The following is a 24706-nucleotide window of genomic DNA, read 5'->3' as shown; positions in this document are numbered from 1 at the left end:
GTTGCCGTCCTAACAGGTGGAGGCGGTGTAGGGGGCCTTGATCTCGGCGCTGCCGCCGGAGCCGGTGACCTTCACCGTGACGGTGCCGGCCGGCACCGCGGCGGTGCGGGCGTTGAACGACTGGTAGGCGGTCCTGCCCGGGGCGACCCCGGTCACCGTCCGCGTCCCGTACGGCGTGACCAGCTCGACCGTGAGCGTCTGGCTGTCGGCGTTGCGGGCGGTGACGGAGACGTAGGCGGTGCCGGCGATGCACTGCGTCTTCGCCTGGACCTCGACGTGGTACTGCGGCGCCGGGGTGCCCGGCACGTCGTACACCTCCCACTCCTGCACACCGGGTGCGCCCTTGCCCTCCTCGGTCCCGCTCGCGGTCAGCAGCGCCCGCAGCTTCGTGGTCGTGACCGCCGTGAACGTCACGGTGTTCCACTCCGTGGCGGAGGTGCCGTACGCCGTTGGCTGCTCGACGTCGGCCCAGGCGCCGGCGGCGGTCCAGTACTGCAGCTTCCAGCCGCTCGGCGGGGCCACCCCGGCGCCGGATTCGTCGACGTCCTGGGTGAACCAGATCCGCGAGCGGTCGACGGTGACCGGCCCGGACCAGTCCAGCTGGATCCACTGCTCGCCGACCTGCGGCCAGGTGTTCCACACGTCGGTGTTCGGCCCGACCGGCCCGGTGGGCTGGACCCCGTCGTTGAGGTTGTCGGCGGTGACCCAGCCCGGGGTGTACGACGCGGACGCCGTCGCCGTGCGGGCCACGTTCACCGGCGCCTGACCCGCCGCGACCTGCAGCGTGCCGACGGCGGAGGTGTTGCCGGCCTTGTCCACGGCCCGGTAGTCGACCGTGGTGGCCGGCGAGCCGATCGGGACGGCGCCGCTCGCGGTCGTCCAGTCCTGGGTCACCACGCCGCCGACGGTGAGCCGGAACTGGACCGCCCCAACGCCGGACAGCGCGTCGGCGCCGGTGATGCTCACGGCGCGGCTGGCCGGGTCGAGCGCCGCGGTGGCGGTCGGCGCGGTCCGGTCGATGCCGACCGTCCGCTCCGTCACCGCGGAGACGTTGCCGGCCTTGTCGGTGGCCCGTGCCCGCACGGTCGTCGAGCCCTCCGCCGTGATCGTGACCGGTCCGGTGTAGGCCTGGAACGCGCCGGTGCCGACGGCGAGCTCGAGCTTCGGCGACGGGTCGGCGTTGTCGGTCGCCGTGGCGGTCACCGTGACGTTGGCCGTCGTCCAGCCGCTCGCCGGGGCCGGGTCGGCGGCCAGCGCCGCGACCGGCGGGGCGGTGTCGCTCGGCCCGCCGCTGCCGACGGTGACGGTCGCGGCGGCCGTCTTGTCGGTGCCGGCGACCTGGCCGCTCACCTCGAAGGTGCCGGCCGCCGCGTACTTCGCGGGGTCGATCGCCGCCCAGGTGACCGCGATGCCGCTCTGCCGGGAGCCGTCGTTGTAGCCGACGGTGACCCCGGCCGGCAGCCGCGGCGCGACGCCGACCTTGGTCTGCACGGCGACCGGGTCGATCGTGTTGATCTGCACCGGGTCGGGGCCGCGCACCCAGACGTGGGCGGTGGCGGTGAGCGTGGTGCCGGCGACGAAGCCGGAGACCGTGAAGTCGCCGACCGCCGCCACCTTCGCCGGGTCGATCGCGCCCCAGGCCACCGCGACCGGCAGCGTGGTGCCGTCGGCGTAGGTGACGTCCACCGTGGACGGCAGGGTGGGCACGACGCCGACCTGGGTCCGCGCGTCGACGCCCCGCACGGAGCTCGCGGCGGCGGCGAAGACCCGCCACTCGGAGACGCCGACCGCCGAGTACGCGGTGCCGGCGGCGTTGGGCAGCGCGTTGAACGTGGCCCGCAGCCGGGTCGTGGTGACCGGGTCGAACGTGACCGGGTTGGTCCGTCCGCGCACCGCCGGGTCGAAGCCGGCCGCGTTGGTCACGTCCTGCCAGGCGGTGCCGTCCCAGTACTGCAGCTTCCACGACCTCGGCACCGCGACGCCGGATCCGCCGGTGGTGCTGTCGGACCAGAAGTCGATCGAGGCGCGGTCGACCCGCACCGCCGACGGGAAGTCGTACTGCAGCCAGCGGGTGGCCGGCTCGCTGCCGGTCCAGGTGCCCCACAGGTCGGTCTGCGCGCCGCCGCTGAAGAGCGCGGGCTTGCCGTCGTTGACGGCGTTGACGGCGTTCCAGCCGGCCGTGAAGCTCGCCGACGGGGTCGCGGTCGACGCCACGTTGATCTCACCCTCGGCCAGCGCCGTCGCGTTGACCACGACGTCCTTGGTGGACGTCGCCTGGCCGTTGGAGACGGTCAGGCGCAGCGTGTACCGGCCGGACTTCGTGAACCGGGCCACGGTGCCCGGCGCGTTCGCGGGGTCGAAGGCGACGGACCCGCCGTCGGGCCCGTCGGCGACCGTCCACGCCGAGGTCAGCGCCGCGCCCGGGTCCCCGTCGTCCTGGGCGAGGCCGATGAGGCGGGCCGAGCCGGCCTGGCTGTAGGAGGAGTCCAGCCACGCGTCGGCCAGCGGCGGGTGGTTCACGGCCGCCGGTGCCGCGACGCCGGTGCCGAACGCCTGCACCTCCTTGACGCCGGTCTTCGCGCCCGGCGCGTGCTGCACGGTGATGCGCAGCTTCTTCGCCTGGACGGCGGGGAACCGGACCTGGTTGAGGTTGCCGCGCGGATACGCGGGCGCCCGGAACTCCTGCGGGACCAGCTTCCAGCCGGAGCCGTCGTCGTACGACACCGTGAACTGGGCCGGCGGCGCGTAGCCCTGGACCGTCGCGGTCGTCGTGGTGTTGTAGAAGTACACCCGCACGTCGTCGATCGACCGCTCGCCCTGCAGGTCGACGTCGATCGAGTCGGTCGCGTTCGGCGACCCGGCGGTGCCCCAGAAGGGCTCGTTGACGGTCGTGCCGTTGACGGCGCCGGCCGGGGCGCGGCCCGCCGCCGAGAACGTCGCGGTGGCCGGGCGGCCCTGGGCGAAGTTCTCCGAGCCGGTGCTGGCGGGGCTGATGTCGGCGCCCGCCTTGGCCATCACGTCGACGATCCGGGCGTCGGCGGCGTAGGTGACGTCCTGCGGCGCCTTCACCGCGATCGCGGTGTGGGCGAGCACCTGCACGCCGGGCGCGGCCTCGACCGTGCCGGTGGCCGGGTCGTAGACGAGCTTGCCGAGCCGGTCCGCGGTGAACGCGAGCTGCCCGTCGAGGTAGACGGAGTAGCCCTCCGGGACGCCGGTGCCGTAGTACCGCGTGCCGCCGGGCGCGTCCCAGACGATGCTGAGGTCGCGGTCGCGGTAGCGGATGTTGTTGGCGGTGAAGTGGTCCCAGCCGATGTCGATCGGGTCGAGCTCCACCTTCGCGTCGGCGCGCGGGCGCAGGCCCATCGCGTCCTCGATGACGGTGAAGTTGGTGGCGCCCAGGATCGTGTGGTGGATCCAGGAGCGGTAGCCGATCGTGCCGGCGTCCGCCGAGCCGTCGGCCCAGAACTCGTTCTGGTCCGGGTAACGGTTGTCGCCGTTGTTCTGGTACTGCGCCCAGGCGTTCCAGTACAGCAGCTTCTTGTACCAGGTGGCGTCGATGGCGCTCGTCGGGTAGTTCCGCAGTACCGACGACAACATCCGGAACGTCACCGTGGAGTTGATGACGGAGAAGTTGTTGCTGCCCGGCTCCCCCGCCGCCGCGGCCGCGGCCTTGTCGGCCTGGTTGGCGGTGGTGAACGGGAAGATCGGGTACTGCGCGCCGTCACCGAACAGCCGCAGCGCCTCGACGTAGGGCTGGGTGTAGTCGGCGTCGCCCGGCTTCGGCATCAGCCCGACCGAGAACGGGTAGTAGTTGTTGATCTCCTTCCACGGCACGAGCTGGTTGCCGGCGACCAGGCGGTGCTTGAGCAGGTTGCCGCTGAGCCCCATCTCGTCGGGGGTGCTGCGGGCGGGCTCCCACAGGTACTGCAGCACGGCCGCCTTGATCCGTGCGGCGAACGCCTCCATCTCCACGGCCTTGGCCGTGTCGCCGGCGGTGCGGTACGCGGCCGCGGCGGCCTTCGCGTTGGAGTACAGGTACGCGTTCTCGGTGCGGTCCATGTAGCCGGGCTTCCAGTGGAACGACACCGCGTCGGCGTCGTTGCCCGTCATGGCGCCCCAGTTGTACTCGATGAGGCCGTTGCCGTCGAAGTCGTACGCCTGCTGCAGCCCCTTCACGTCGTTCTCGGCGTAGCCGGCGAGGTTCCGGGCGATCGCCTTCGGCCCGCCGTGCAGCTGGTACGAGCGCCAGGCGGCCTCGGAGATGTACTCGGTGTAGGAGTTGGACCAGTTCGCCGGGTCGCCGGGGTTGTCGACGTACTTCGAGCTCTTCGACACCTCGCCGGCGGAGACCCACGGGCCGTAGGAGTAGACGGGGTCGCGGAAGTACTTGAGGTCGTCGACGAACATGCCGACCGTCAGCACGATCGCGTTGTTGTAGCCGAGCACGCCCTCCATCGACGTCGGGAACTGGTAGTCGTTGCCCGGCAGGTCGGCGTCGAGGAAGTTGTACCGCATGAGCCACCAGCGGTAGAACAGCGTCTTGTCGATGTTGTTCTCGGGCGTGTCCAGGTAGGGCACGTTGTCGGCCCACCACCGGTTGTACCGGGTGACCTGGTCGGTGTAGGCCGCCGCCGGGGACAGCGCCCGGTAGCGCGCGTACTCCGCCGCCGACGCCGGCTGCTCCCTGGTGACGAAGCCCAGCTGCACCTTCGTCGTGGCGGCGCCGGTCGCCGGGACCGCGACCGCCTGCCTGAGGGTGCCGTCGACGGCGCTGAACCCGTCGCCGGAGAAGCGCGGGAAGAGCGTGGTGAGCTGGTTGAACGCGCGGGCCGCGCCGGTCAGCTCGCCGCTGTCGTCCGCGACCGTCCTGGCGAACGCCGAGCCCGCGGTCAGGGTGACGGTCTTGGCCGCGCCGTTGGTGCTGGCCAGCTCCAGGTTCGTCACGGCGACGTTGGCATCGGTGATGAACTTCGTCTCGGTGACCCGCAGCCCGTTCGCCGCGTTGGTGAACACCGTGCGGAAGTAGCTCGGGGTCTGCCGGCGCGCGGTGACGTCCTCGGTCAGCGCGAGGTCGGTGCCGTTGACGGAGGCGGTGATGGTGTACGCGCCCTGGCCGCCCGCGATGGACTCGATGTAGGCGACCTCGCCGCCGAAGCCGAGCACGCCCGGGGTGTGCGTCTTCATGAACGCGGCCCGGCCCCGGCTGAACAGGTACTGGTTGGCGTCGCCGTTGGAGCCGCCCGGCTGGTTGCCGGTGCGGGCGAGCATGCGGTCGATCCAGAAGTCGTTGCCGGGGGCGGATCCCGCCCCGGCCGCGACGTCGGCGTCGAAGATCGCCTGGAGCTGGTTGCGGGCGTGGTATCCGGTCCGCTCGTCCGGCACGGGGTCGGCGCTGCCGGTGAAGGTCGGGTAGGGGGTGGCGGTGTTGGGCGCGGCGTTCGCCGGCATCGGGGTGAGGGCGGTCAGCAGCAGGCCGGCGATCGCGGCGGCGGCCGCGGCGCGGGATCTCACGAGCTGGCACCTTTCTGCGGGGTTGCGAATTCGTTGGCGTGCAGGTCGGCCCGCGCGACCGCGTCCCCGTTGCGGGCGAGCACCTGGATCTGGGCCTCCTCGGAGAGCACCCAGGCGATGAAGTTCCAGGCCTGGTCGGCCTTTCTGGAGTCGCGGGAGATGCCGATGCCGTCGGCACCCAGCCGGTTGAGCACGAACGGCAGCGCGTGCCGGGCGCCGTCCTTCGTCCCGGCCCGCACCGACGGCTCGTCGAGCTGCGCGGCGAAGGGCAGCCGCGCGATCCTGCCGTCCAGGTCCTGGTAGAGCCGGCGACCCGTCCAGCCCGGCACGTCGGCGACGGGCCCGGCGACCAGGTCGGGCAGCGCACCGGTGCCTGCGGCGGCGTCGACGCGGGCCGGCAGGTCGGGCACGAGGGTCAGCTCGACCTGGTTGGTGTGGGTCGCGTTGTACGCGTCGACGAGCAGGGTCGCCTGCACCTCCAGCTGCGACCGGGTCCACAGCGCGAGCCGGCCCCCGCTGTCGGCGCCGTCGACGGGCGGCGACGGCGTGGGCCTCGGGCCGGCCGTGCACCCGGTGAGGACCACGGCCGCCACGACGAGCACGGCCAGCACCCGGCGAACCATCGACCACCCACCCTATTGTCGAAAACCTTTTCGGGAATGGTGGCAACACATTGCGGCCGTGTCAACGGTTCGTTTCAGCCGTTCGAGCCGCTTGTTACCAGCGTGACAGCCATCTTTCTGTGAACGCTGGCCGAAAACTTTTCGGGCGACCGCGTTGACGTGCCCCGATGCGCCGCGCGACGGACGGGTGGCACCGATGTCCGCGAATATGTATCAGCACCCCGTTGCGCGCCGGATTAGCCCGGTTTACCGCGAAATCCTGGTCGGTCCGTCAACCCGAACCGGTTCCCGGTCCGTCCACTGCGGCATCCTTCAGGCGGTCGTTTCGTCGTACGAAGCACGGTGGGCGAGCACGTCGTCCATGTGGTCCTGTGCCCACAGTTTCAGGCCGCGGACCAGGCCGTACATCGACAGGCCCAGGTCCGTCAGCTCGTAGGAGACCGTGACGGGGACGGTCGGCGTCACGGTGCGGCTGATCAGGCCGTCGCGCTCCAGTGCGCGCAGCGTCTGGGTGAGCATCTTCTGGCTGACGCCGGCGAGCAGGCGGGACAGCTCCGAGTAGCGCATCGGGCGGGGGTCGCCGCCGCAGTCCGGGCCGCTGCCCAGGGCGGTCAGGATCAGCGCGACCCACTTGCCGGAGATCCGCTCGAGCAGCTTGTGGCTCGGGCACACCGCGAGGAAGGCGTCGTAGTCCGCCTTGGTCTGTGCCCGCTGCTGCGCCGCCGTCGTCGTCGCCATCGGCCGTTCCTCCAACCGCCGGGTGTGTTACGCACCTTGAGGTGCGTACTTCCCAATAGGAAGTTACCCCCTGAGAGTGGAGCGGCACCTGTCAGGCAGCAGAACAGAGGAGCACGCATGTCGTCCACTGCACTTCCCGGCGGCACCTGGACGCTGGGGGATCTGACCGTCAGCCGGTTCGGCTACGGCGCCATGCAGCTCGCCGGCCCGTGGGTCATGGGGCCGCCCGCCGACCGTGACGGCGCCGTCGCCGTCCTCCGCGCGGCCGTCGAGCTCGGCATCACCCACATCGACACCGCCGACGCGTACGGGCCGCGGATCACCAACCAGCTCATCCGGGAGGCGCTGCACCCGTACCCGGCGGACCTGCACATCGTGACCAAGGTCGGGGCGACCCGCGACGAGCAGGGCGGCTGGCCGCCGGCCAGGGACCCGCGGAGCCTGCGCCGGGCCGTCCACGACAACCTCGAGAGCCTCGGGCTCGACGCGCTCGACGTGGTCAACCTCCGGCTCGGCGACGCCGAGGGTCCCCGGCCAGGCTCGCTCGCCGAGGCCCTCGGGACGCTCGCCGAACTGCGGCAGCAGGGCCTGATCCGGCACCTCGGCGTGAGCAACGCGACCCCGGAGCAGGTCGAAGAGGCGATGACGATCGCACCCGTCGTGTGCGTGCAGAACCTGTACAACCTGGCCCACCGCCACGACGACGACCTGATCGACCACCTGGCCGGGCGGGGCATCGCCTACGTGCCGTTCTTCCCGCTCGGTGGTTTCACCCCGCTGCAGTCATCGGCGCTCTCCGGCGTCGCCACACGACTGGGGACGACTCCGATGTCCGTCGCCCTGGCGTGGCTTCTGCACCGCTCGCCCAACATCCTGCTGATCCCTGGCACCTCGTCCGCGGCGCACCTGCGCGAGAACGCCGCCGGCGCCGGGCTCCGGCTCTGCGACGAGGACCTGGCGGAGCTGGACAAGATCGGTCGCTGAGCTGCACCCGTATTGCACGCCGGCGTTGGACAGGGTCTCCGACAATGCCGGGAAACGCGCAACTCATCGAGGAGACCAACCATGGTTCGTTCCAGACGGCTCGCCGTCGCGGCGCTGGTCGCGTTGACCGTCGCGGCCCTGTACGCCATCGATCCGAAGCATGAGAACGACCCTGACCCAAATCCCACCGTGGCGCTCGTCAACGGCGACCCGATCGGACCGAGCGGCGGTGGCGGCGACCCCATCGGCTGAGCCGCACAAGGGGCGGGCCGTCACCACGGCCCGCCCCGGGAATCAGGTGCTACAGGCTGACCGCGCGGCCGCCGAGGGTCACCACGAGGTGCCCGTCCGCGGCGAACGACCAGGCCAGGGCGCCGCTGTAGGTGGCGCAGCGGGAGCCGTTCGTGCCGGTCCAGAACTGGTTGCTGCTGTCGGCGTTGCCAACGGTCTTGTCGTTGGATCCGCCGCTGCTGAACCGGCAGGAGGTGTTGCTGCGGTACGTGTGGGTGCCCGCGTCGAACGAGAAGTTGCGTTCGGCGTTGTCGATGGACAGGTTGTTGGAGATCGCCATCGAGCCGGGGTTGTTGTTGTACGTGAAGCCGTGGTGCCCGTTGCGGTAGGCGATGCTGCGCTGGACGACGTGGTTGACGCCGATGCCCTCGCCGCCGAGCTTGTAGCCGTTGCGGTCGCCGTTGGTGTTGACGGTGCCGTTGCTCAGCGTGCCGTTGTTGTAGGACAACGAGTCCTGGATGGTGACCGCACCGATCGGGCCGGTGTCGGTCTTGGTGTAGAGGTCCCAGCCGTCGTCGATGTTGTTGTGCGAGACCGTGTAGCGGAACACGTTGCCGGGGCCGCTGGTCAGCTTGGCGGCGAAACCGTCCGCGTCCTCGCCGTCGGAGTCGGCGTTGTCGTGCGACTCCGAGGAGAGGATGAGGTTGTTGGCCGGCCACTGGGACTGCGGGGTGTCGGAGGCGGCGCGGGAGATCTGCAGGCCGCTGTCGCGGTTGAAGCGGGTCACGACCCGCTCGATGGTGTTGTTGCTGCCGCCGACGAAGATGCCGTTGTCGCCGGCCCGCTCCACGACGATGCCGGTGATGTGCCAGTAGTTGCCGTTCACCGCGAGCCCGCGGTTCGCCGGGTCCTCGCTCTGCGCGGCGAAGTTCAGCACCGGGGTCTCGCCGGGGTACGCGGTGATCCGCTTCGGCGCGCCGGACGTGCCGTTGTTGCCGACCGCGATGGTGACGGTCGAGGACAGGCTGTAGGTGCCGCCGCGCATGGTGATCGTGCCGCCGGCGGTGACCCTGGTGATCGCCGACGCGAGCGTCGTCGGGCTGGCCTGCGTGCCCGGGTTGCCCGCGCTGCCGTTCGGCGCCACGTACAGCGCGGACGACGGCGGCTGGGACTGCGACGGCGAGCTCGAAGGCGAGCCCGAGGGCGACCGGGACGGCGTCGGTGACACGGTCGCCGTCGGCGTCGGGGTGGTCCCGCCGGTGGTGACGGTGACGTTGTCGAAGTTGGCGCTGGAGTACGCCGTCTGCAGGCCGATGCGGCCCTTCGCGATCGACGCGTCGCTCGCGGCCGCGACCTGGGTGCCGTCGACGGAGCCGCTGATGGCGCCGCCGTTGACGGTGATGGCCAGGGTGTACCAGGTCCCGGTGGACACGGTCCGGGAGGCGCTGCCGAGCACCGTCACGGAGCCGCTGTTGACGGCCTGCAGCTGCACCTGGTTGCCGGGCAGCAGCGCGAGCCGGTAGAACGTGGTGGCCCCGCTCGAGCGGGCGAGCAGGCCGACGAAGCCGCCCGAGCCCAGCGACAGCGGCTTCACCGCGGCCTGCACCGTGTAGTTGGTCCAGCCGCTGTCGCCGGCGAAGTCGCGGGCGTTCTCGCTGCCGGCGTTGGACTGCTGCAGCACCTTGCTGCCGTCGGTGACGACGCTCCAGGAGCCGCCGGACTTGGACCAGCCGCTGGTGGAGCCGTCCTCGAACGTCGCGCTGAACGCCGTGTCGGCGAACGCGACCTGCGCGGCCAGCGCGACACCGGTGACCGCGGCCACCGCCGCGGACGCGGCCAGCCACCGGCGCGCTCGCGGCCGGGTTCGGACTTGTGCACTCATGGTTCCTCCGGAAAGACAGACGCGCACACGCGACGGGGCGTGCGGCAGTGCGATCGGCGGCGCTTCCGGGGCGGCGGGAGCGGGGCGGATCCACATCGACGCCCGTCACCGTAAGGCAAGCGCTTTCCTGAGGACAAGGCGTGACGTGTGCAGGTTTGTTGCAGGATGTACCGGCAGCGTCCGGCTCGGCCGGGCGGGTCGCGGAACCTCCGACACGGCCCCGATTCGCCGCCGAACGGAGCAGCGGGCGTGATCCGTTCGCACGATCGCGGGCGGATCCCGTGCTTCCTAGGCTGCGGGGGTGCCGGACACCGCCCTCGGAATCGACTACGGGACCTCCAGCACGGTCGCCGTCGTCCGCCACACCGACGGCCGGATCCGGCCGCTGCTGTTCGACTCGTCGCCGCTGCTGCCGTCCGCCGTGTTCGCCAACAGCGCCGGGCGCCTGCTCGTCGGGCGGGACGCGGAGAACTCCGCGCGGCTCGACCCGGCCCGCTACGAGCCGCACCCCAAGCGGCGCATCGACGAGCTCGACGTGCTGCTCGGCGACCGCGGCGTGCCGGTGCCCGAGCTGATCTCGGCCGTGCTCACCCGGGTCCGCGCCGAGGCCCTGCGGACCCTCGGCGGCCCACCGGCGACGATCACCATGACCTGCCCCGCGACCTGGGGCGCTGCCCGCCGCCAGGTGCTCCTGGACGCCGCCGCGCTCGCCGGGCTCCCGGTGCCGGCGCTGGTGGCCGAGCCCGTCGCCGCCGCCACCTACTTCGCCTCCGTCCTCGGCCACGCCGTGGCGCCGGGGCAGTGCGTCGTCGTGTACGACCTGGGCGCCGGCACGTTCGACGCGAGCGTCGTGCAGCGCACCGCCGACGGGTTCCGCGACCTGTCCTGCCGCGGCCTGGACGACGTCGGCGGCATCGACCTCGACGCGCTGGTCGTCGCCCACGCGCGCACGGTCGTCGCGGCCCGCGCGCCCGAGCTGTGGCAGCGGCTGGAGGCGCCGTCGTCGGCCGCGGACCTGCGCCATACGACCATGCTGTGGACCGACGCGAAGCACCTGCGTGAGGCGCTGTCGCGGGAGTCGTCCGCCAGCCTGTTCATCCCCGCGGCGGACGAGGAGGTGCTGCTGACCCGGCAGCAGTTCGAGACGGCCGCCGAGCCGCTGCTGCGCCGCACCGTCGACCTGGCCCTGACGACGCTGAAGGAGGCCCGCGTGCGGTCCGAGGCGGTCGCGGGCTGGTTCCTCGTCGGCGGCGGCACCCGTACCCCGCTGATCGCGACGATGCTGCACCGGGCGACCGGGGTGGCCCCGACGGTCCTGGAGGAGCCGCAGCTGGTGGTGGCCGAGGGCGCCCTGCACCTGGCGAGCCTGACTGCGACCGCACCCGTGCCCGCACCCGCGACCTTCGCGGCGCCCTCAGTCGCGGCCTCGCCTGTCTCCGCCGCGCCCGCGACCTTCGCAGCACTCCCGGTCGTAGCCGCGCCCGTCTCCGCGTCACCCATCTCCGCGTCACCCATCTCCGCGCCCCCTGTCTCCGCACCGCCCGTCTCCGCGCCGCCGATGCAGGGCACCGTCCCGCCCCCGGCGCCGGTCGTCACCGCCGCCACCGCGGGGCCGGTCGACGAGCCGTCCTGGCCACCGTCGGCCCCCATCGCCGCGCCCGTACCCCCAGCACCCGTACCCCGGCCCGTACCCGCGGCGTCCGGACCCGTACCCACGGCCGGGCTCGGGACCGGGACACGCGAGCTGTTCGGACTCGTGGCCGCCGGTTTCGCCGTGCTGGTCCTGCTCGTGGGCTACCTGGAGGCCAGCGGCAACGGGTTCTGGCTCATCGGCGGCGGCCTCGTCACCGCCGGCCTGCTGTGGCGCGGCTGGCGCCTGCGTCACCCCGGCCCCCGCGGCGTCGACTGGCTGGCGTTCTCGGCAGCGGCGGCCGGCGCCCTGCTGCTCGTCGTGTACACCTTCGTGCGCATCTCGGGGATGGTCTGATGGCTGCCGGACTCTCGCCCTACGACGTGGCCACCGCCGCCGCCGCCGTCACCGCGACGAGCGCCGTCGTCGCGTGGGCCGCGACCACCGCCCGGCCCGCACCCGCGGACCCGCCGGTGACCCTGCCGAAACTGCCGAACCGGCCCGCCGAGACCGTCGGCCTCGTCGCGGCCCTGATCGCCGCGCTCGTGGCGTTCGTGCTGCCGCCGGCCGCACAGTTGGAGTCCGTCCAGGAGGTGTCCGCGATCCTGCTGCTCGCCGCCGCCGCGCTCCGCGGATACCGCTTGACCCGGCCCGGACCGGCCGTGCTCGACCGCCTGGCCAGCGTCCTCGCCCTCGTGCCCGCCTGCGGCCTGTTCGGCGGCGCGTGCGTCGTGGCCCTGTACGACGGCCTGGACGATCTCGACTGGTGGGGCTTCTGGCTCGGCGGCCTCGTCGTCGGCGGCGCGCTCGCGCTGGTCGCGGGCCTGTCCTGGCGGCAGCCAACCCAGCCGCGGTAGCGCGTGGTCCAGCACGGCGGCGCCGTCAGCCGGGACCATCCACGAGTGTCAGCTCGACGCCGGCCAATTGGAGCACCTCGACCGCCAGGTCCAGATACCCGGACAGCACGCCGTCCCCCTCGTAGTCGACGGTCCGCGTGAGGTGGCGCCGGGCCACGTCGAAGTGCGTCCAGCGCACCCTCAGCGGATCCGAGGTCTGCTCCGCCCTGAGCTCCAGAATCGTCGCAACAGAGATGAACGCGGACCCGATCCAGCCGCCGGGCCCCTCGACCGCCTCCCCCAGCGCACAGAAGAAGCTCGCCAGGTCCACGACGTCCCGGCCGTCGAGGACCGCGTCGACGGTGTGGACCCTTTCCGCATCCGGGGTGGCGATCCAGGGACTGCAGCGCTCCGCCACCTCGAGCCAGCCCTCCCGCGAACCCGGCGGCAGTGCCGCCCACCGGCCAGGCCGGTCTGGCCGTCGCACCCGCCACGACGCCCAGACACCGGCCGCGGCGGTATGCGGCAGCGAGGTGATCCAGCAGTCGACCTCGGCGGCGTCCGGCCCGGACGGCTGCTCCACCCGGACGCCCCAGATGTTGTAGGAGCCCATGACTGCGCCCGCCGCGTCCAGCACGTCGATACTCATATCGCCGGGAGTGCCCCCGTCGCCTGGGAGGTCGACCCCGGTGAGGCCGAACCTCAGCTGGTGCGGCGCCATCTCCGGGTCCTCGAACTCGTCGTAGACGGTGCGCTCACCGACGAAGAAACGGGGCATGTCCTCGCACTGCAGCACGACCTCGCCGGTCCTGTCGAGCCGGAACGCGTACCACGGACGCGACATGCCCCACCCCTCGTCAGTCAGCAGTTGCCCTTCGGCAAGTTGGTGATCTTTCCATTATGGTTGCTGGTGTATCCGTGGCAGCACCGCTGTCAGGGCGCCGGTGAGAACGGGCGGACGCCGACCCGCTCCGTCTCGGTGATGACGTCCCACAGGATGCGTGGAGCCTTCGTGCCCTGGACGGTCCTGACCGTCTTGCGGTAACCGCCGCGGTAGGACACCGTCACCCGGTAGCTGTAGCGGTCGCAGCAGGGGTTCTGCGGCTGGTACGAGTTGCGCAGCCACCGGAACTGCCAGCTCCCGGCCGTCCGCAGCACCGGCCGGCCGCCGACCGTCGTGCGGTCCACGACGAACGAGTCCTTCTGCCCGGCGAAGCCACCCGACCGGTCCAGCACGATCTTGGTGGCGGAGCCGAACGGCACCGGTGAAGCCGCGGCGGGCGCGGCCGGTGCGAGCGCCGCGACCCCGCAGGCCGCGACCAGCGTCACGATGGTGTTGCGGGCGATGCGTCCCATGGTGTCTCCCCCGTGTCCGGCGTCGCCGTCGACGCCTCCTCCCCCCGAGGACACCACGGACCGCTCGGCGACCATGCCCTAAATGCCGGAAATAGGCCTTACGTGCCACCGGCCTGGCCGCACGGCCGACCCGTAGGTGGTCTGGATCCGGGGGTGGCCCGGGGCGCTCCCCGATGCCCGGGCCCCCTCCTGGACGCGACAGTTGAACGGTCGAACACGAGCGAAGGAGAAACGAGATGGAGACCGTTCACGGCACGATGCGCCAGCACGACCTGGTGCGGCCGGTGCAGGGGCGGGTGCTCGGCGGCGTCTGCGCCGGGCTGGGGCGGCGCTTCGGCATCGACCCGTGGCCGGCACGGCTGCTGTTCGCGCTGATCCTGCTGGCGATTCCCGGGACGCAGATCCTCGCCTACCCGATCCTGTGGATCCTCATGCCGGCCGAGACCGCGCCGAAGCCCGCCGAGCCCAAGCTCGCCGAGCCGGAGCCGACCCTGACGAGCGTCTGACCGCCACCGCCGCGCCGCCACCGCCGCGCCGCCACCGCCACCGCCGCCACCGCCGCGCCGCCGCCACCGCTGCCGGCGGACCGGAGCCGGTCAGGCCGCCGGGCCCGTGGGCCACGGCTCGCCCGTGGTCGCGTCGAAGCGGTGGATCGTCTTCTCGCCGGCGACGAACAGCGCGGCGCGGCCGTCCACCTCGAGCGCGCAGACCGCCTCGAGGTACTCGTCGCCGAAGGACACCGGGGCGGCGACCGGCTCGAAGGTGGCGGGGTCGAAGCGCCACAGATTGTGGCCCTCGGCCACGGCCAGGACCGGACCGGACGCCAGGCACACGGCGGCGCCCTCCTCGAAGGCCCGGAAGTCGCCGACCAGGTCGCCGCTCACCGGGTCCACGCGCCGGATCGACTGGTCGGCGCTGGACGTCGCGAGCAGGGTGCGCCCGCCGATCTCGAACGGCACGATCGCGAAGTACAGCTCCAGGTGCGCGGACACCGGCGGACCCACCGGCACGCCGGTGACGGCGTCCCAGCGCCACAGGCGGCCGGTGTCCTCGCCGCACGCGAGGTGGGTCCGGTCGCCGACGGTGTAGACGGCGATCCGGTTGACGCTGCCCTCGTGCACCAGCGGCGGGGCGACCTCGGCGCCGGAGACTGCGTCGAACCGCCGGACCGCCCCGTCGGAGTCGCCGAGCACGAGGACCGTGCGGCCGTCGTGGACGTACGACGTCACCGCACAGACCCACGGCGCCTTCAGGTCGCCGGGCCGGGCCAGCCGGAGATCTGGCGCCGCGGGTGCCGGGTGCGGCAGCCGCCACTGCCGGACGACCTCACCGTCGAGGGCCGTCACCAGCACCGGCTCGCCGCGGTCCGAACTGAGATGCGACCTGATGAGGCCGCCCATCGCGTGCCACCCGCCGACTCCCGACACCCCGATCGTCACGCCGGTCGCCGCGTCGTACACCCTGATCTGGCGGCCACGGTCCCCGCCCACCCGGACGAGCACGGGGCGGCCGTAGGCGACGGCGCCGAACAGCCCGCCCTGGGCGTCGCCCCAGGACCAGTCACGGACGGCGAACGGCGGGCCGAGCGGATCGCGCACGGACACACTCCCAGCGGTCGGAGGCCGGAGCCCCGGCGCCCCGCGACGGTATCAGCGGCCGACGGCGGCGGTCACCCGGCCGCGGGTGCGCGCAGCGGAGCCAGGGCACCCGTCCAGCGCACCAGCTCGTCGAGCATCGTGACGGCGCCGGCCTCCATGGTCTCGTTGGGGCGCAGCGTGCCGTCCTCGTCCACGAACTGGGCGACGAACGGGATGTGCACGCCCTCGGGGATCGGCATCATCTTCAGCACGGTCAGCACCGGCTTCAGCGACTGCACGGCGCGGGCGCCGGCCGCGACGCCGCCGTAGCTGACCAGGCCGACAGGCTTGTGGGCCCACTCCTGGGACAGGTAGTCGAGGGCGTTCTTCAGCGGCGCGGTGTAGCCGTGGTTGTACTCGGGCATGACGATCACGAAGGCGTCGGCCCGGTCGACGGTCGCGCTCCAGTCGAGGGTGTGCTGGTGCTCGTAGCGGCGCAGCCGCGGGTGGTTGGGCTCGTCCATGAGCGGCAGGTTCCGCTCGGCGAGGTCGACGAGCTCCACCTGCTCGAAGCCGCCGTGCTTGACCGCCGCGGCGTGGATCCACTCGGCGACCGGCAGGCCGACCCGCCCCGGGCGGGTGCTGGCGATGATGATCTGCAGGGTGTGCACGGTTCTCCCTCGTTCAATTGCTGACGTGTCAACAACCGTAGCCGGATTTTGCTGACGTGTCAGCATCCATCGGTACGATGTGACGCATGACCGAACCGCGGTGGCTGGACCGGGACGAGGAACGGATGTGGCTGGCGTTCCTGCGGATGCGCCGGACGCTCGACGTGGCGATCGACGGGCAGCTCGCCGAGGCGGGCCTGTCGGCCGCCGACTACGACGTGCTCGCGCCGCTGTCCGAGAGCGACGGGCAGGTGCTGCGCGTGCGGGACCTGGCCGCGGGCATCGGCTGGGACCGCAGCCGGATCGCCCACCACCTGCGGCGGATGGAGCAGCGCGGGCTTGTCGCGCGGTCCGGGTGCCGCACCGACGGGCGCGGCACGATGGTCAGGCTCACCGAGCAGGGGCGCGCGATGATCACCGCCGCCGCGCCCGGGCACGTGGCGACGGTCCGCCGGGTCCTGCTCGACCAGCTGGACCCCGACGACCTCGTCCGGCTCACCGCGATCGCCGAGCGGGTGGTCGACGTCGCCGGCTCGGCCGGCACCGCCCGCACCGGCGGCCCCACCTGAGCCGCGCCCAGCCCTGACACCGGGCCGGACCTGCTCAGGTCGGCCGTTCCCACGCCGATGACGTCATAGTGGGAGTCGGCGTGCTGGGGCGGCTCGGTGAGCAGGCGCGGTTGCGGCTGCTCGCCCAGGCGTTCGAGCGCGGCATGGCGGCGAAGGCGGTCGCCGCGCTCGTCGAGGGGGCGCTGGGCGACCTCGTCGAGGTGAACGCCGCCCTGTGCGACCTCGTCGGGCACGGCCGCGACGAGCTGCTCGGACGGTCCTGCGCCGCGCTGTTCGACGCCGCGGACCGGCCGCCGGTCGTGGCGGCGCTGGCGGCCCTGGCCCGGGACGAGCGGCGTGAGCTGGTGCTCGACGGGCAGCTGCGCAGGCACGACGGCGGGCTGGTGCCGGTCACGATCCGGGCCACGGTGATCCACGACGCGCTCGGCGGGGCACACGTGGCCGCCGAGTTCGCCGCACGGACCACAGCGGCCACGGCACCGGCCACGGCTCCCGGCGGCCCCAGCGAGGCGCTGCTGGACGCGATCGTGTCCGCCACCCCCGACCTGTTGCTGGTGAGCACGCCCGAGGGGCGGGTGGTCCGGGCGAACGACTCGTGGGAGCGGCTGCTCGGCTGGACCGAGGCCGACCTCCAGGGCATGGACGTCACCACGCTCATCCACCCGGACGACGTCGCCACGGCCGCGGCCGGCGGCAAGCCGGCCACCGGCCTGCGCAACCGGTACCGGACCCGCGGCGGCGACTACCTGTGGCTGCAGTGGAACGGCGCCGCGCTGCCCGGCCAGGACCTCGTCGTCGGCATCGCCCGCGACGTGACCGCAGCCGTCGAGGCGCAGCGGCACGCCGAGCGGGAGACGGCGAGGCTGCGCACGACGATCGCCGTGCAGCGCGAGGTGACCGCCGCCGCCGACGACCGGGCCACGGTGCTGCGGCTGATGGCGGAGCGGACACTGCAGGTCATCCCGGGCGGCGACGCCGCCGTCGTCGCGCTGCTCGACGCCGACGGGGCGGCGTTGCAGGTCGCGGCCGGGACCGGCACGGCCGGCGCCGACGAGCCCCGGATCCCGGTGAACGGGTCGCTGTCCGGCCTGGCGATCCTGACCGGCTCGACGCAGCGCTGCGACGACACCCGCGCCGACGAGCGGATCTCGGCCGCGGTGAGCGCGGCCGTCGGCGTCCGGGCGCTGATCGTGGCGCCGCTGCTCGGCGTCTCCGGCCCGCTCGGGGTGCTGCTGGTCAGCAGCCCGGCGCCGGGGGCGTTCAACGACGCCGACGAGCAGCAGCTGACCCTGCTCGCCGACGCCCTCGCCGGCGCGCTGCGCCACGCCGACGACGCGGCCCGCAACCAGGCGCTGCTGCGCGCGACGACCGCCGCGAACGCGCAGTTGCAGGCGCAGCGCGGCGAAGCCCTCGCCGCCGTGGAGCGGCTCGAGCACAGCGAGCGGCGCTTCGCCGACGTGTTCGACCACAGCCCGGTCGCGAAGGTCGTCGTCGGGCTGCGCGGCGCGGACCGGGGCCGGATCACCCTGTCCAACCCCGCGTTCGCGCGGCTGCTCGGGTACAGCGCCGGCGAGGCCGCCGCACTGACCGTCACCGACCTGCTCGCCGAGCCGTCGGCGGCCCTCGACCAGGCGCTGACCGCGCTCGCCGACGGCCGGGCGAGCCGCGCCGTGCGCCAGTCGGTGCTGCGCCACCGCGACGGCCACCGGATCGAGGTCGCCACGCACACGTCGGTCATCACCGACGCCCGCGGGCCGGCGTCCGCGGTGCTGCAGATGCTCGACGTCAGCGCCGAGCGGGCCGCCGCCCGCTCGACGGAGCGGGAGTTCCAGCGCCTGCGCGACACGCTGCTGGTGCAGCGGGAGGTGACCGCGGCCGCCGCCGACCGCGACAGCGCGATCCGGGTCGTCGCCGACCGTGCGGTGCAGCTGTTCCCGGCCGCGGACGGCGCGGTCGTCGAGCTCCTCGACGGCGACGCGCTGTACTACGCCGCGACCGCCGGCACGCTCGGCCGGTCGCTCGGCACCCGGGTGCCGGTCGTCGGCTCGCTCAGCGGCACCGTCCTGGCCACCGGCGCCCCCGCGGCCTGCGCCGACACCAGCGACGACCCGCGGGTCAACCGGGCCACGTGCGCCCGGCTCGGCATCGGCTCCATGCTCATCGCGCCGCTGCTCGCCGGCGACACCGTCATCGGCGCGCTGAAGGTCTCCGCGGTCCGCCCCCGCGCCTTCGACGACACCGACGAGCAGCAGCTGGCGCTGCTCGCCGACAGCCTCAGCTCGGCGCTGCGGCACGCCGACGACGCGGCGCACAGCGCGGAGCTGCTCGCCGAGCGCACCCGGGCCCTCGCCGCGCTGGAGGTCAGCGAGACCCGGTTCAAGCTCGCGTTCGACAACTCGCCGCTCGGCGTCGTCCTGGCCAGCCTCGACCCCGGCCAGGTCGGCCGCTACCTGCACGCCAACGCGGCCATGGCCGCCATCACCGGCTACAGCACCGCCGAGCTGATGACGATGACGTTCCGGGACCTGCAACACCCCGACGACGTGGCCAGCACCGACGGGCTCACCGCCCAGCTGCTCTCCGGCGAGCGCGAGACGCTCATGGTCGAACGCCGGTACCGGCACAAGGACGGCCGCACCATCTGGGCCAACGTGCACGTCGCGATCGTCCGCGAGCACGGCATCCCGCGCTACCTGGTCAACCAGGTCGAGGACGTCACCCAGCGCCGGGCCGAGCTCGCCCAGCTGCACCGCCAGGCGACGCTGCTGCAGCTGATCCCCGCGGCCGTCATCGTCCGTGGCCTCGACGGGCGCATCGTGTGGTGGAACCAGGGCGCGGAGGACCTCTACGGATGGCCGCTCGCCGCCGCCACCGGCGAGGTCACCCACGAGCTGCTCGCGACCGGCTTCCCCGACGGCGGCACCGAGACCGGCCAGACCGCCGCCCTGCTGCGGGACGGCCGGTGGGAAGGCCAGCTCAAGCACGTGACCGCCGCCGGCCGCACCGTCATCGTGCTCAGCCGGCAGGTCCTGCAGCACGACGACCGGCCCGGGCTCGCCGGGACCGTGCTGGAGGTCAACACCGACGTCACCGCGGAGCGCGCCGCCGAGGACGCCCTGGCGGCGAGCGAGGCCCGCTTCCGGGCCCAGTTCCACAACTCCGCCGTCGGCCAGATCGTCCGCAACCTCGACGGCAGCCTCGCCGAGGTCAACGCCGCCTACGCCGCGATGCTCGGCTACACCCCGGAGCAGCTCCTCGGCACGAACAGCATGCACAGCATGCACCCCGCCGACCTGCCCGCCGTCGCGGCCCGCCTCGACGACCTGCTTGCCGGTCGCCGGGCCGCGTTCACCCTGGAAGGACGGATCCGGCACGCCCGCGGCCACTGGGTCGACGTGGAAGCCAGCGTCACCCTGGTCCGCGACGCGCACGGCCGGCCGGACCACTTCATCGGCGTCGTCACCGACGTGACCCGGCGCCGCGCCGCCGAACGGGCCCGCGACGCCGCCGCCACCGAGCTCGCCGACCGCAACACCGAGCTGGAGGACGCCAACCGGCTCAAGCTCGACCTCATCGGCATGCTCGGGCACGAGATCGGCAACCCGCTCGCCGCGATCCTCGGCTACACCGAGATCTTCCTCGACGACTGGGCCGCCCTCAACGACGCCCGCAAGACGAAGATCATCACCGGGATCTCGCGGCAGGCGCACCGCCTCGACGACATCGTGCAGGAGGTCCTCACGATGGTGCGCATCGACGCCGGCGCCATCCACGCCCACCGCGAGCCGGTGCGGCTGCACGAGCAGATCCACACCGCGCTCACCGCCGCCGGCGCCGACGTCCCGATCCTCGGGCCCTCGGTCGACGCGCTGGTCAACGCCGGTCACCTCCAGCACATCCTCACCAACCTGATCTCCAACGCCGGCAAGTACGGCGGCGGCGCCATGGCCGTGCGCGTCGTCGACCCCGGCGACGGGCGCGTCCAGATCCGGGTCGAGGACGAGGGGCCGGGCGTGCCCGACGAGTTCCGCGACCGGCTGTTCCAGCGGCTCGCCCGCGCCGACCGCGACGCCAGCCGGGTCAAGGGCACCGGCCTGGGCCTCTACATCGTGCACAGCCTCGTGCGCGCCAACGGCGGCGACGTGCACTACGAGCCCAACCCCGGCGGCGGGTCCGTGTTCGTCGTCACCCTCGAGGCGCCCGACCCGTGACATCCCTCAGGTCCCGGCAGCCGTGACCGATGTCGAGCCTGCACGAACCCGCGGACGATTGGTGAGCCCATGACGCGCAGCACGACCCTCCCGGTTGCCGATGCCGCCGTCGTACGGCTGCTGCGCGACCGCGACGTGTGCCCGATCTACCAGCCGATCGTCGACCTCACCACCGGCGACGTCGTCGGGGTCGAGGCGCTCGCCCGCGGGCCCGCCGGCTCCGACCTGCACATGCCCGCGCAGCTGTTCGCGGCCGCCGCGGCGGCGGGCCTGCTGCCGGAGATCGACCAGCTGTGCGCGACCCGCGCGCTGGAGCGGGCCCGCGACGCCGCCGCCACCCCGCCGCTGGTGTTCATCAACGCCGAACCGGCGGTCCTGGACCGGCCGCTCACCCCGGAGCTCATCGCCGTCATCAACAGCGGTCTGCCGTTCAAGATCGTGCTGGAGTTCACCGAACGGGCCCTGACCCGGCAGCCCGCCCGGATGCTGCAGATCGCCGACGTGACCCGCTCCTGGGGCAACCGGATCGCCCTGGACGACGTGGGTGTCGAGCCGGCGTCGCTGGCGTTCATGCCGCTCGTCGCGCCCGACGTCGTCAAGCTCGACATGAGCCTGCTGCGCTCCCCGCACCGGCCCGACACCGTGGACACGGCCGCCGCCGTCGCCGGCTACGCGCACCGGGTGGGCGCGACCGTCATCGCCGAGGGCATCGAGACCGAGGCGGACCGCGCGACCGCCGCCGCGCTCGGCGCCCACTGGGGGCAGGGCTGGCTCTTCGGCCGCCCGGGACCGCTCGACGCGCTCGACAGCGGCAGGTTCGCCGGCGCCGTCGACCTCCACACCGCCGGACCGGCCGCCGGCGTGTGCCCGGTGACGCACACCGGCGACGCCGACACGGTCGACGACCTGTGGCAGGCGCTGCTGCGTCGCGTGCTGCGCTGGCACACCCCCGCGTCGGTGCTGTGCGCCGGCCGCGACACGACGACCCTCATCCGCTGGGCGGCCGCCCTCGGCGGCGTGGACCTGGCCTTCCGCGGCGTCGCCGGCGCGCTGCCCGCGGCCGTGCCGGGCGTCCGTGTGTGCCGCCCCGACCTCGTCACCACCGACGACGACGCGCTCACCGCCGTCGCCGTCACCGCGCACAGCGCCGTCGTGCTGCGCGCCAGGCCCAGACCGGACGGCGCGTTCGACATCACCTTCACCGACGACCTGACCCTCGCGGTCCAGCTCGGCCGGGCGCTGCTCAACTCCTTCGTCTGACCCGGCCCGGAGCTGCTCAATCCCTTGATGCGGTCCCGTCCGGCCCGGCCTCGGCCGGCACCTCGAACAGGTCGATCAGCCCGGTGATCGCCAGGACCTGCCGCACGATCGGCGTCGGTCCGACGACGAGCATCCGGGCGCCACGGTGCTCCACGTACTTGCGGAAATTCAGCAGGCAGCGGATGCCCTGCGAGCCGAGCAGCCGCACCTCGCCGATGTCGACGGCGACGTCCGTCTGCGGGGCGAGCCCCAGCGTGTCGGCACCCGCCGTTCGTCAACCTGGCGAACCCACCCCCGCCGACGCCGTCCAGTCCCTCGTACCGGCGCCGCAGCTCAGGGCAGGCGTAGGCGGAGCATGGTCCAGGAGACCGGCGGCAGGTCGACGTGGACGGTGCCGTCGGCGGCGGTCGCCGAGGTGTTCGGGCGGGGCAGGACCGACGTGGCGTCGTCGGCCGTCGCGGACCAGGTGTGGTCCGGGTTGGACAGGGTCAGCGCCTCCACGATCCGCGGGTGGGGGAAGCCGCGCGGGTGGACGGTCAGGGCGACCGGCCGCGACACGGACCGGTTGACGGCGAAGAGGACCAGGCCGCCCGTCGACGGCTCGTACGTGGCGACGGCGTCGACGGCGGGGACCGGGCCGAAGCGGGCCGTGTCGTGGACCGGGGCGTCGATCGCGGTCAGGAGCACCTCGCCGGCGGCGTGGCGGGCGGTCAGGGCGAAGGGGTGGAACGTCGTCTGCCGCCAGGACCGGCCGCCGGGCTCGGTCATGATCGGGGCGATGACGTTCACGAGCTGGGCGAGCGACGCCGCGTGGACGCGGTCGGTGTGGCGCAGCAGCGAGATCAGCAGGCCGCCGGCGACGACGGCGTCGGCGACGTTGTAGCGGTCCTCCAGCAGTGTCGGGGCGACCGGCCAGTCGTCGCCGGTCGGCGGGCGGGACTCGGCGCGGTCGGTGTACCAGACGTTCCACTCGTCGAAGGAGACGTGGATGCGCTTGGTGGCCTTGCGGGCGGCGCGGACCGCGTCGGCGGTGGCGACGACCGAGTCGATGAAGTGGTCCATGTCGACGGCGCAGGCGAGGAACGAGGCGAGGTCGCCGTCCTCCTCGCAGTAGTAGGCGTGGGCCGAGACCAGGTCGACCACGTCGTAGGTCTCGCCGAGCACGACGCGTTCCCACTCGCCGAACGTGGGCATGCCGGAGCCTGACGACCCGCACGCCACCAGCTCCAGGTCGGGCTGGAGCTGCCGCATGGCGCGCGCGGTCTCGGCGGCGAGGCGCCCGTACTCGTGGGCCGTCTTGTGCCCGGTCTGCCACGGGCCGTCCAGCTCGTTGCCCAGGCACCACATCCGGATGGCGTGGGGCTCCTCGGCGCCGTTCGCCCGCCGCCGGTCCGACCATGCCGTGCCGCCGCGGATGTTGCAGTACTCGAGGAGGTCCAGCGCCTCCTGGATGCCCCGGGTGCCGAGGTTGACGGCCATCATCGGCTCGACGCCGGCCTTGCGCGCCCAGCGGACGAACTCGTCGACCCCGACGGTGTTCGGTTCGGTCGAGTGCCAGGCCAGGTCGAGCCGGGCGGGTCGCTGCGCCCGCGGCCCGATGCCGTCCTCCCACCGGTACCCGGAGACGAAGTTCCCGCCCGGGTAGCGCACCGTGCTGACGCCGAGCTCGCGGACCAGGTCGACGACGTCGCCGCGGAAGCCGTCCGCGTCGGCGGTCGGGTGCCCCGGGTCGTGCAGGCCGGTGTAGACGCACCGGCCGAGGTGCTCGACGAACGAGCCGAACGTCCGCCGGCGCACCGGCCCGACGACGAACGCCCGGTCGACGGTGACGTTCGCGAGCAGCATGCGGACCTCCTCATGAGGGTGGCCGTGCGGAAACCGCACGGCCACCGGTCACCGCGACAAACTTAGCTGAGACTGAACCGCTGGTTGGCCTGGCCGTTGCATGCGTAGAGCTGGACCTGCTGGCCGTTGCCGGTGCCCCAGACGTCCAGGCACCGTCCGGACTGCACGCCGGTGATGGTGCCGTTGCTGTTGACGTTCCACTGCTGGTTGGCCTGGCCGTTGCAGCTGTAGATCTGCACGGCCGACCCGTTGCCGGACCCGGCGGCGTCCAGGCACATGCTGCCGTACACGGTCAGCTGCTTGCTGCTGGTGTACGTCCACTGCTGGTTGCTCTGTCCGTGACAGTCGTACAGCTGCACCCGCGTGCCGTTGGTCTGCGAGCTGTTCGGCACGTCGATGCACCGGCCGGACTGGGCCCCGACGATGCGCTTCGCGCCGGAGGGCGGCTGCGACGACTGGCCGCCGGTCGGCGAGCCGGACGTCGGGCCGGGGCCGGGGCCGTTGAGGGCGTTGAGGACCGAGGTGTACGCGGCCTTCTTGTTGCCGCCGCCGTCGAAGAGCAGCGGGCTCTCGTTGGAGCGCCACGAGTCGCTGTCCCGCACCCCCCACACCGTGATACCGACGCAGCGCGGCACGTTCATGCACGCCTGGGTCAGCCCGCTGTACTGCGACGTCGAGGAGTTCGTCACGTCGACCTCGGTCAGCGCCACGTCCACCCCCAGGGCGGCGAAGCTCGACAGCGTCGTCTGGAAGTTCCCCGGCAGCGAACTGCCTCCGGTGAA

At 73.0% G+C, this 24706-nt stretch carries 19 protein-coding genes; 8 read left to right on the top strand and 11 right to left on the bottom strand.

Features of this window, described 5'->3' with window-relative positions:
- Positions 1 to 9: 9 nt before the first annotated feature.
- From AB0I21_RS37135 to AB0I21_RS37125, 3 genes are all read right to left on the bottom strand, one after another.
- Entirely contained in the window at positions 10 to 5511 is a 5502-nt protein-coding gene (locus AB0I21_RS37135; protein WP_360568306.1) for an Ig-like domain-containing protein, read from the bottom strand.
- Positions 5508 to 6134, bottom strand: coding sequence for a hypothetical protein (locus tag AB0I21_RS37130; protein WP_360568304.1), 627 nt, complete (start codon positions 6132 to 6134; stop codon positions 5508 to 5510). Before AB0I21_RS37130 ends, AB0I21_RS37135 begins: the two co-directional genes overlap by 4 nt.
- 312 nt (positions 6135 to 6446) lie before the next feature.
- Entirely contained in the window at positions 6447 to 6872 is a 426-nt protein-coding gene (locus AB0I21_RS37125) for a helix-turn-helix domain-containing protein (protein ID WP_360568302.1), read from the bottom strand.
- A gap of 117 nt (positions 6873 to 6989) precedes the next feature.
- Between AB0I21_RS37125 and AB0I21_RS37120 the strand changes: the two genes are divergently transcribed.
- Both AB0I21_RS37120 and AB0I21_RS37115 read left to right on the top strand, forming a co-directional pair.
- On the top strand, positions 6990 to 7856 hold the full coding sequence (locus AB0I21_RS37120; RefSeq protein WP_360568300.1) for an aldo/keto reductase family oxidoreductase: 867 nt from the start codon (positions 6990 to 6992) through the stop codon (positions 7854 to 7856).
- An 81-nt stretch (positions 7857 to 7937) separates the two neighbouring features.
- Positions 7938 to 8108 carry a hypothetical protein gene (locus AB0I21_RS37115; protein ID WP_360568299.1) on the top strand — a complete coding sequence of 57 codons (171 nt, stop codon included), beginning with the start codon at positions 7938 to 7940 and terminating at the stop codon, positions 8106 to 8108.
- A gap of 49 nt (positions 8109 to 8157) precedes the next feature.
- On the opposite strand, the gene AB0I21_RS37110 is transcribed toward AB0I21_RS37115, so the two are convergent.
- Entirely contained in the window at positions 8158 to 9969 is a 1812-nt protein-coding gene (locus AB0I21_RS37110; RefSeq protein WP_360568297.1) for a family 16 glycoside hydrolase, read from the bottom strand.
- A gap of 301 nt (positions 9970 to 10270) precedes the next feature.
- Here AB0I21_RS37110 and AB0I21_RS37105 point away from each other — a divergent pair, with 301 nt between their 5' ends.
- Positions 10271 to 11956, top strand: coding sequence for an Hsp70 family protein (locus AB0I21_RS37105; RefSeq protein ID WP_360568295.1), 1686 nt, complete (start codon positions 10271 to 10273; stop codon positions 11954 to 11956).
- The gene (locus AB0I21_RS37100) at positions 11956 to 12456 is read left to right on the top strand and encodes a hypothetical protein (RefSeq protein ID WP_360568293.1); all 501 of its coding nucleotides are present in this window, start codon (positions 11956 to 11958) and stop codon (positions 12454 to 12456) included. The genes AB0I21_RS37105 and AB0I21_RS37100 overlap by 1 nt, the downstream gene beginning before the upstream one ends.
- Positions 12457 to 12481: 25 nt before the next feature.
- On the opposite strand, the gene AB0I21_RS37095 is transcribed toward AB0I21_RS37100, so the two are convergent.
- Together AB0I21_RS37095 and AB0I21_RS37090 are read right to left on the bottom strand one after the other, a co-directional pair.
- Positions 12482 to 13279 carry a hypothetical protein gene (locus AB0I21_RS37095; protein ID WP_360568291.1) on the bottom strand — a complete coding sequence of 266 codons (798 nt, stop codon included), beginning with the start codon at positions 13277 to 13279 and terminating at the stop codon, positions 12482 to 12484.
- Positions 13280 to 13368: 89 nt separating this feature from the next.
- Positions 13369 to 13791, bottom strand: coding sequence for a hypothetical protein (locus AB0I21_RS37090; protein ID WP_360568289.1), 423 nt, complete (start codon positions 13789 to 13791; stop codon positions 13369 to 13371).
- Between the two features lie 236 nt (positions 13792 to 14027).
- Between AB0I21_RS37090 and AB0I21_RS37085 the strand changes: the two genes are divergently transcribed.
- On the top strand, positions 14028 to 14297 hold the full coding sequence (locus tag AB0I21_RS37085; protein ID WP_354898862.1) for a PspC domain-containing protein: 270 nt from the start codon (positions 14028 to 14030) through the stop codon (positions 14295 to 14297).
- A gap of 90 nt (positions 14298 to 14387) precedes the next feature.
- On the opposite strand, the gene AB0I21_RS37080 is transcribed toward AB0I21_RS37085, so the two are convergent.
- Both AB0I21_RS37080 and AB0I21_RS37075 read right to left on the bottom strand, forming a co-directional pair.
- Positions 14388 to 15389: a hypothetical protein gene (locus AB0I21_RS37080; protein ID WP_360568287.1), complete on the bottom strand. Its 1002-nt coding sequence runs from the start codon at positions 15387 to 15389 to the stop codon at positions 14388 to 14390.
- A gap of 71 nt (positions 15390 to 15460) precedes the next feature.
- The gene (locus AB0I21_RS37075; RefSeq protein ID WP_344505387.1) at positions 15461 to 16039 is read right to left on the bottom strand and encodes an NADPH-dependent FMN reductase; all 579 of its coding nucleotides are present in this window, start codon (positions 16037 to 16039) and stop codon (positions 15461 to 15463) included.
- A gap of 86 nt (positions 16040 to 16125) precedes the next feature.
- On the opposite strand from AB0I21_RS37075, the gene AB0I21_RS37070 reads away from it, so the two are divergent.
- The 3 genes from AB0I21_RS37070 (at position 16126) to AB0I21_RS37060 (ending at position 22079) form a co-directional block, all read left to right on the top strand.
- Complete coding sequence (locus AB0I21_RS37070) at positions 16126 to 16608, top strand: MarR family winged helix-turn-helix transcriptional regulator (protein WP_360568285.1); 483 nt, start codon at positions 16126 to 16128, stop codon at positions 16606 to 16608.
- An 80-nt stretch (positions 16609 to 16688) separates the two neighbouring features.
- Positions 16689 to 20819, top strand: a complete 4131-nt coding sequence (locus tag AB0I21_RS37065; protein WP_360568283.1) for a PAS domain S-box protein — start codon at positions 16689 to 16691, stop codon at positions 20817 to 20819.
- A 69-nt stretch (positions 20820 to 20888) separates the two neighbouring features.
- A complete protein-coding gene (locus AB0I21_RS37060; RefSeq protein ID WP_360568281.1) occupies positions 20889 to 22079 on the top strand; it encodes an EAL domain-containing protein in 1191 nt (396 codons plus the stop codon).
- 16 nt (positions 22080 to 22095) lie between these two features.
- Here AB0I21_RS37060 and AB0I21_RS37055 read toward each other — a convergent pair whose 3' ends face one another.
- The 3 genes from AB0I21_RS37055 to AB0I21_RS37045 all read right to left on the bottom strand — a co-directional run.
- On the bottom strand, positions 22096 to 22332 hold the full coding sequence (locus AB0I21_RS37055) for an STAS domain-containing protein (protein ID WP_360568385.1): 237 nt from the start codon (positions 22330 to 22332) through the stop codon (positions 22096 to 22098).
- Between the two features lie 80 nt (positions 22333 to 22412).
- The gene (locus tag AB0I21_RS37050; protein ID WP_360568279.1) at positions 22413 to 23924 is read right to left on the bottom strand and encodes an alpha-N-arabinofuranosidase; all 1512 of its coding nucleotides are present in this window, start codon (positions 23922 to 23924) and stop codon (positions 22413 to 22415) included.
- A 62-nt stretch (positions 23925 to 23986) separates the two neighbouring features.
- On the bottom strand, positions 23987 to 24706 hold a 720-nt coding region (locus AB0I21_RS37045; protein WP_360568277.1), incomplete at its 5' end, for a ricin-type beta-trefoil lectin domain protein.

This window comes from Dactylosporangium sp. NPDC050588, assembly GCF_040654975.1.
Taxonomy (GTDB): Bacteria; Actinomycetota; Actinomycetes; order Mycobacteriales; family Micromonosporaceae; genus Dactylosporangium; species Dactylosporangium maewongense.
The sequence above is the reverse complement of the archived record's forward strand: the minus strand, read 5'-3'. Positions and strand labels throughout refer to the sequence as shown.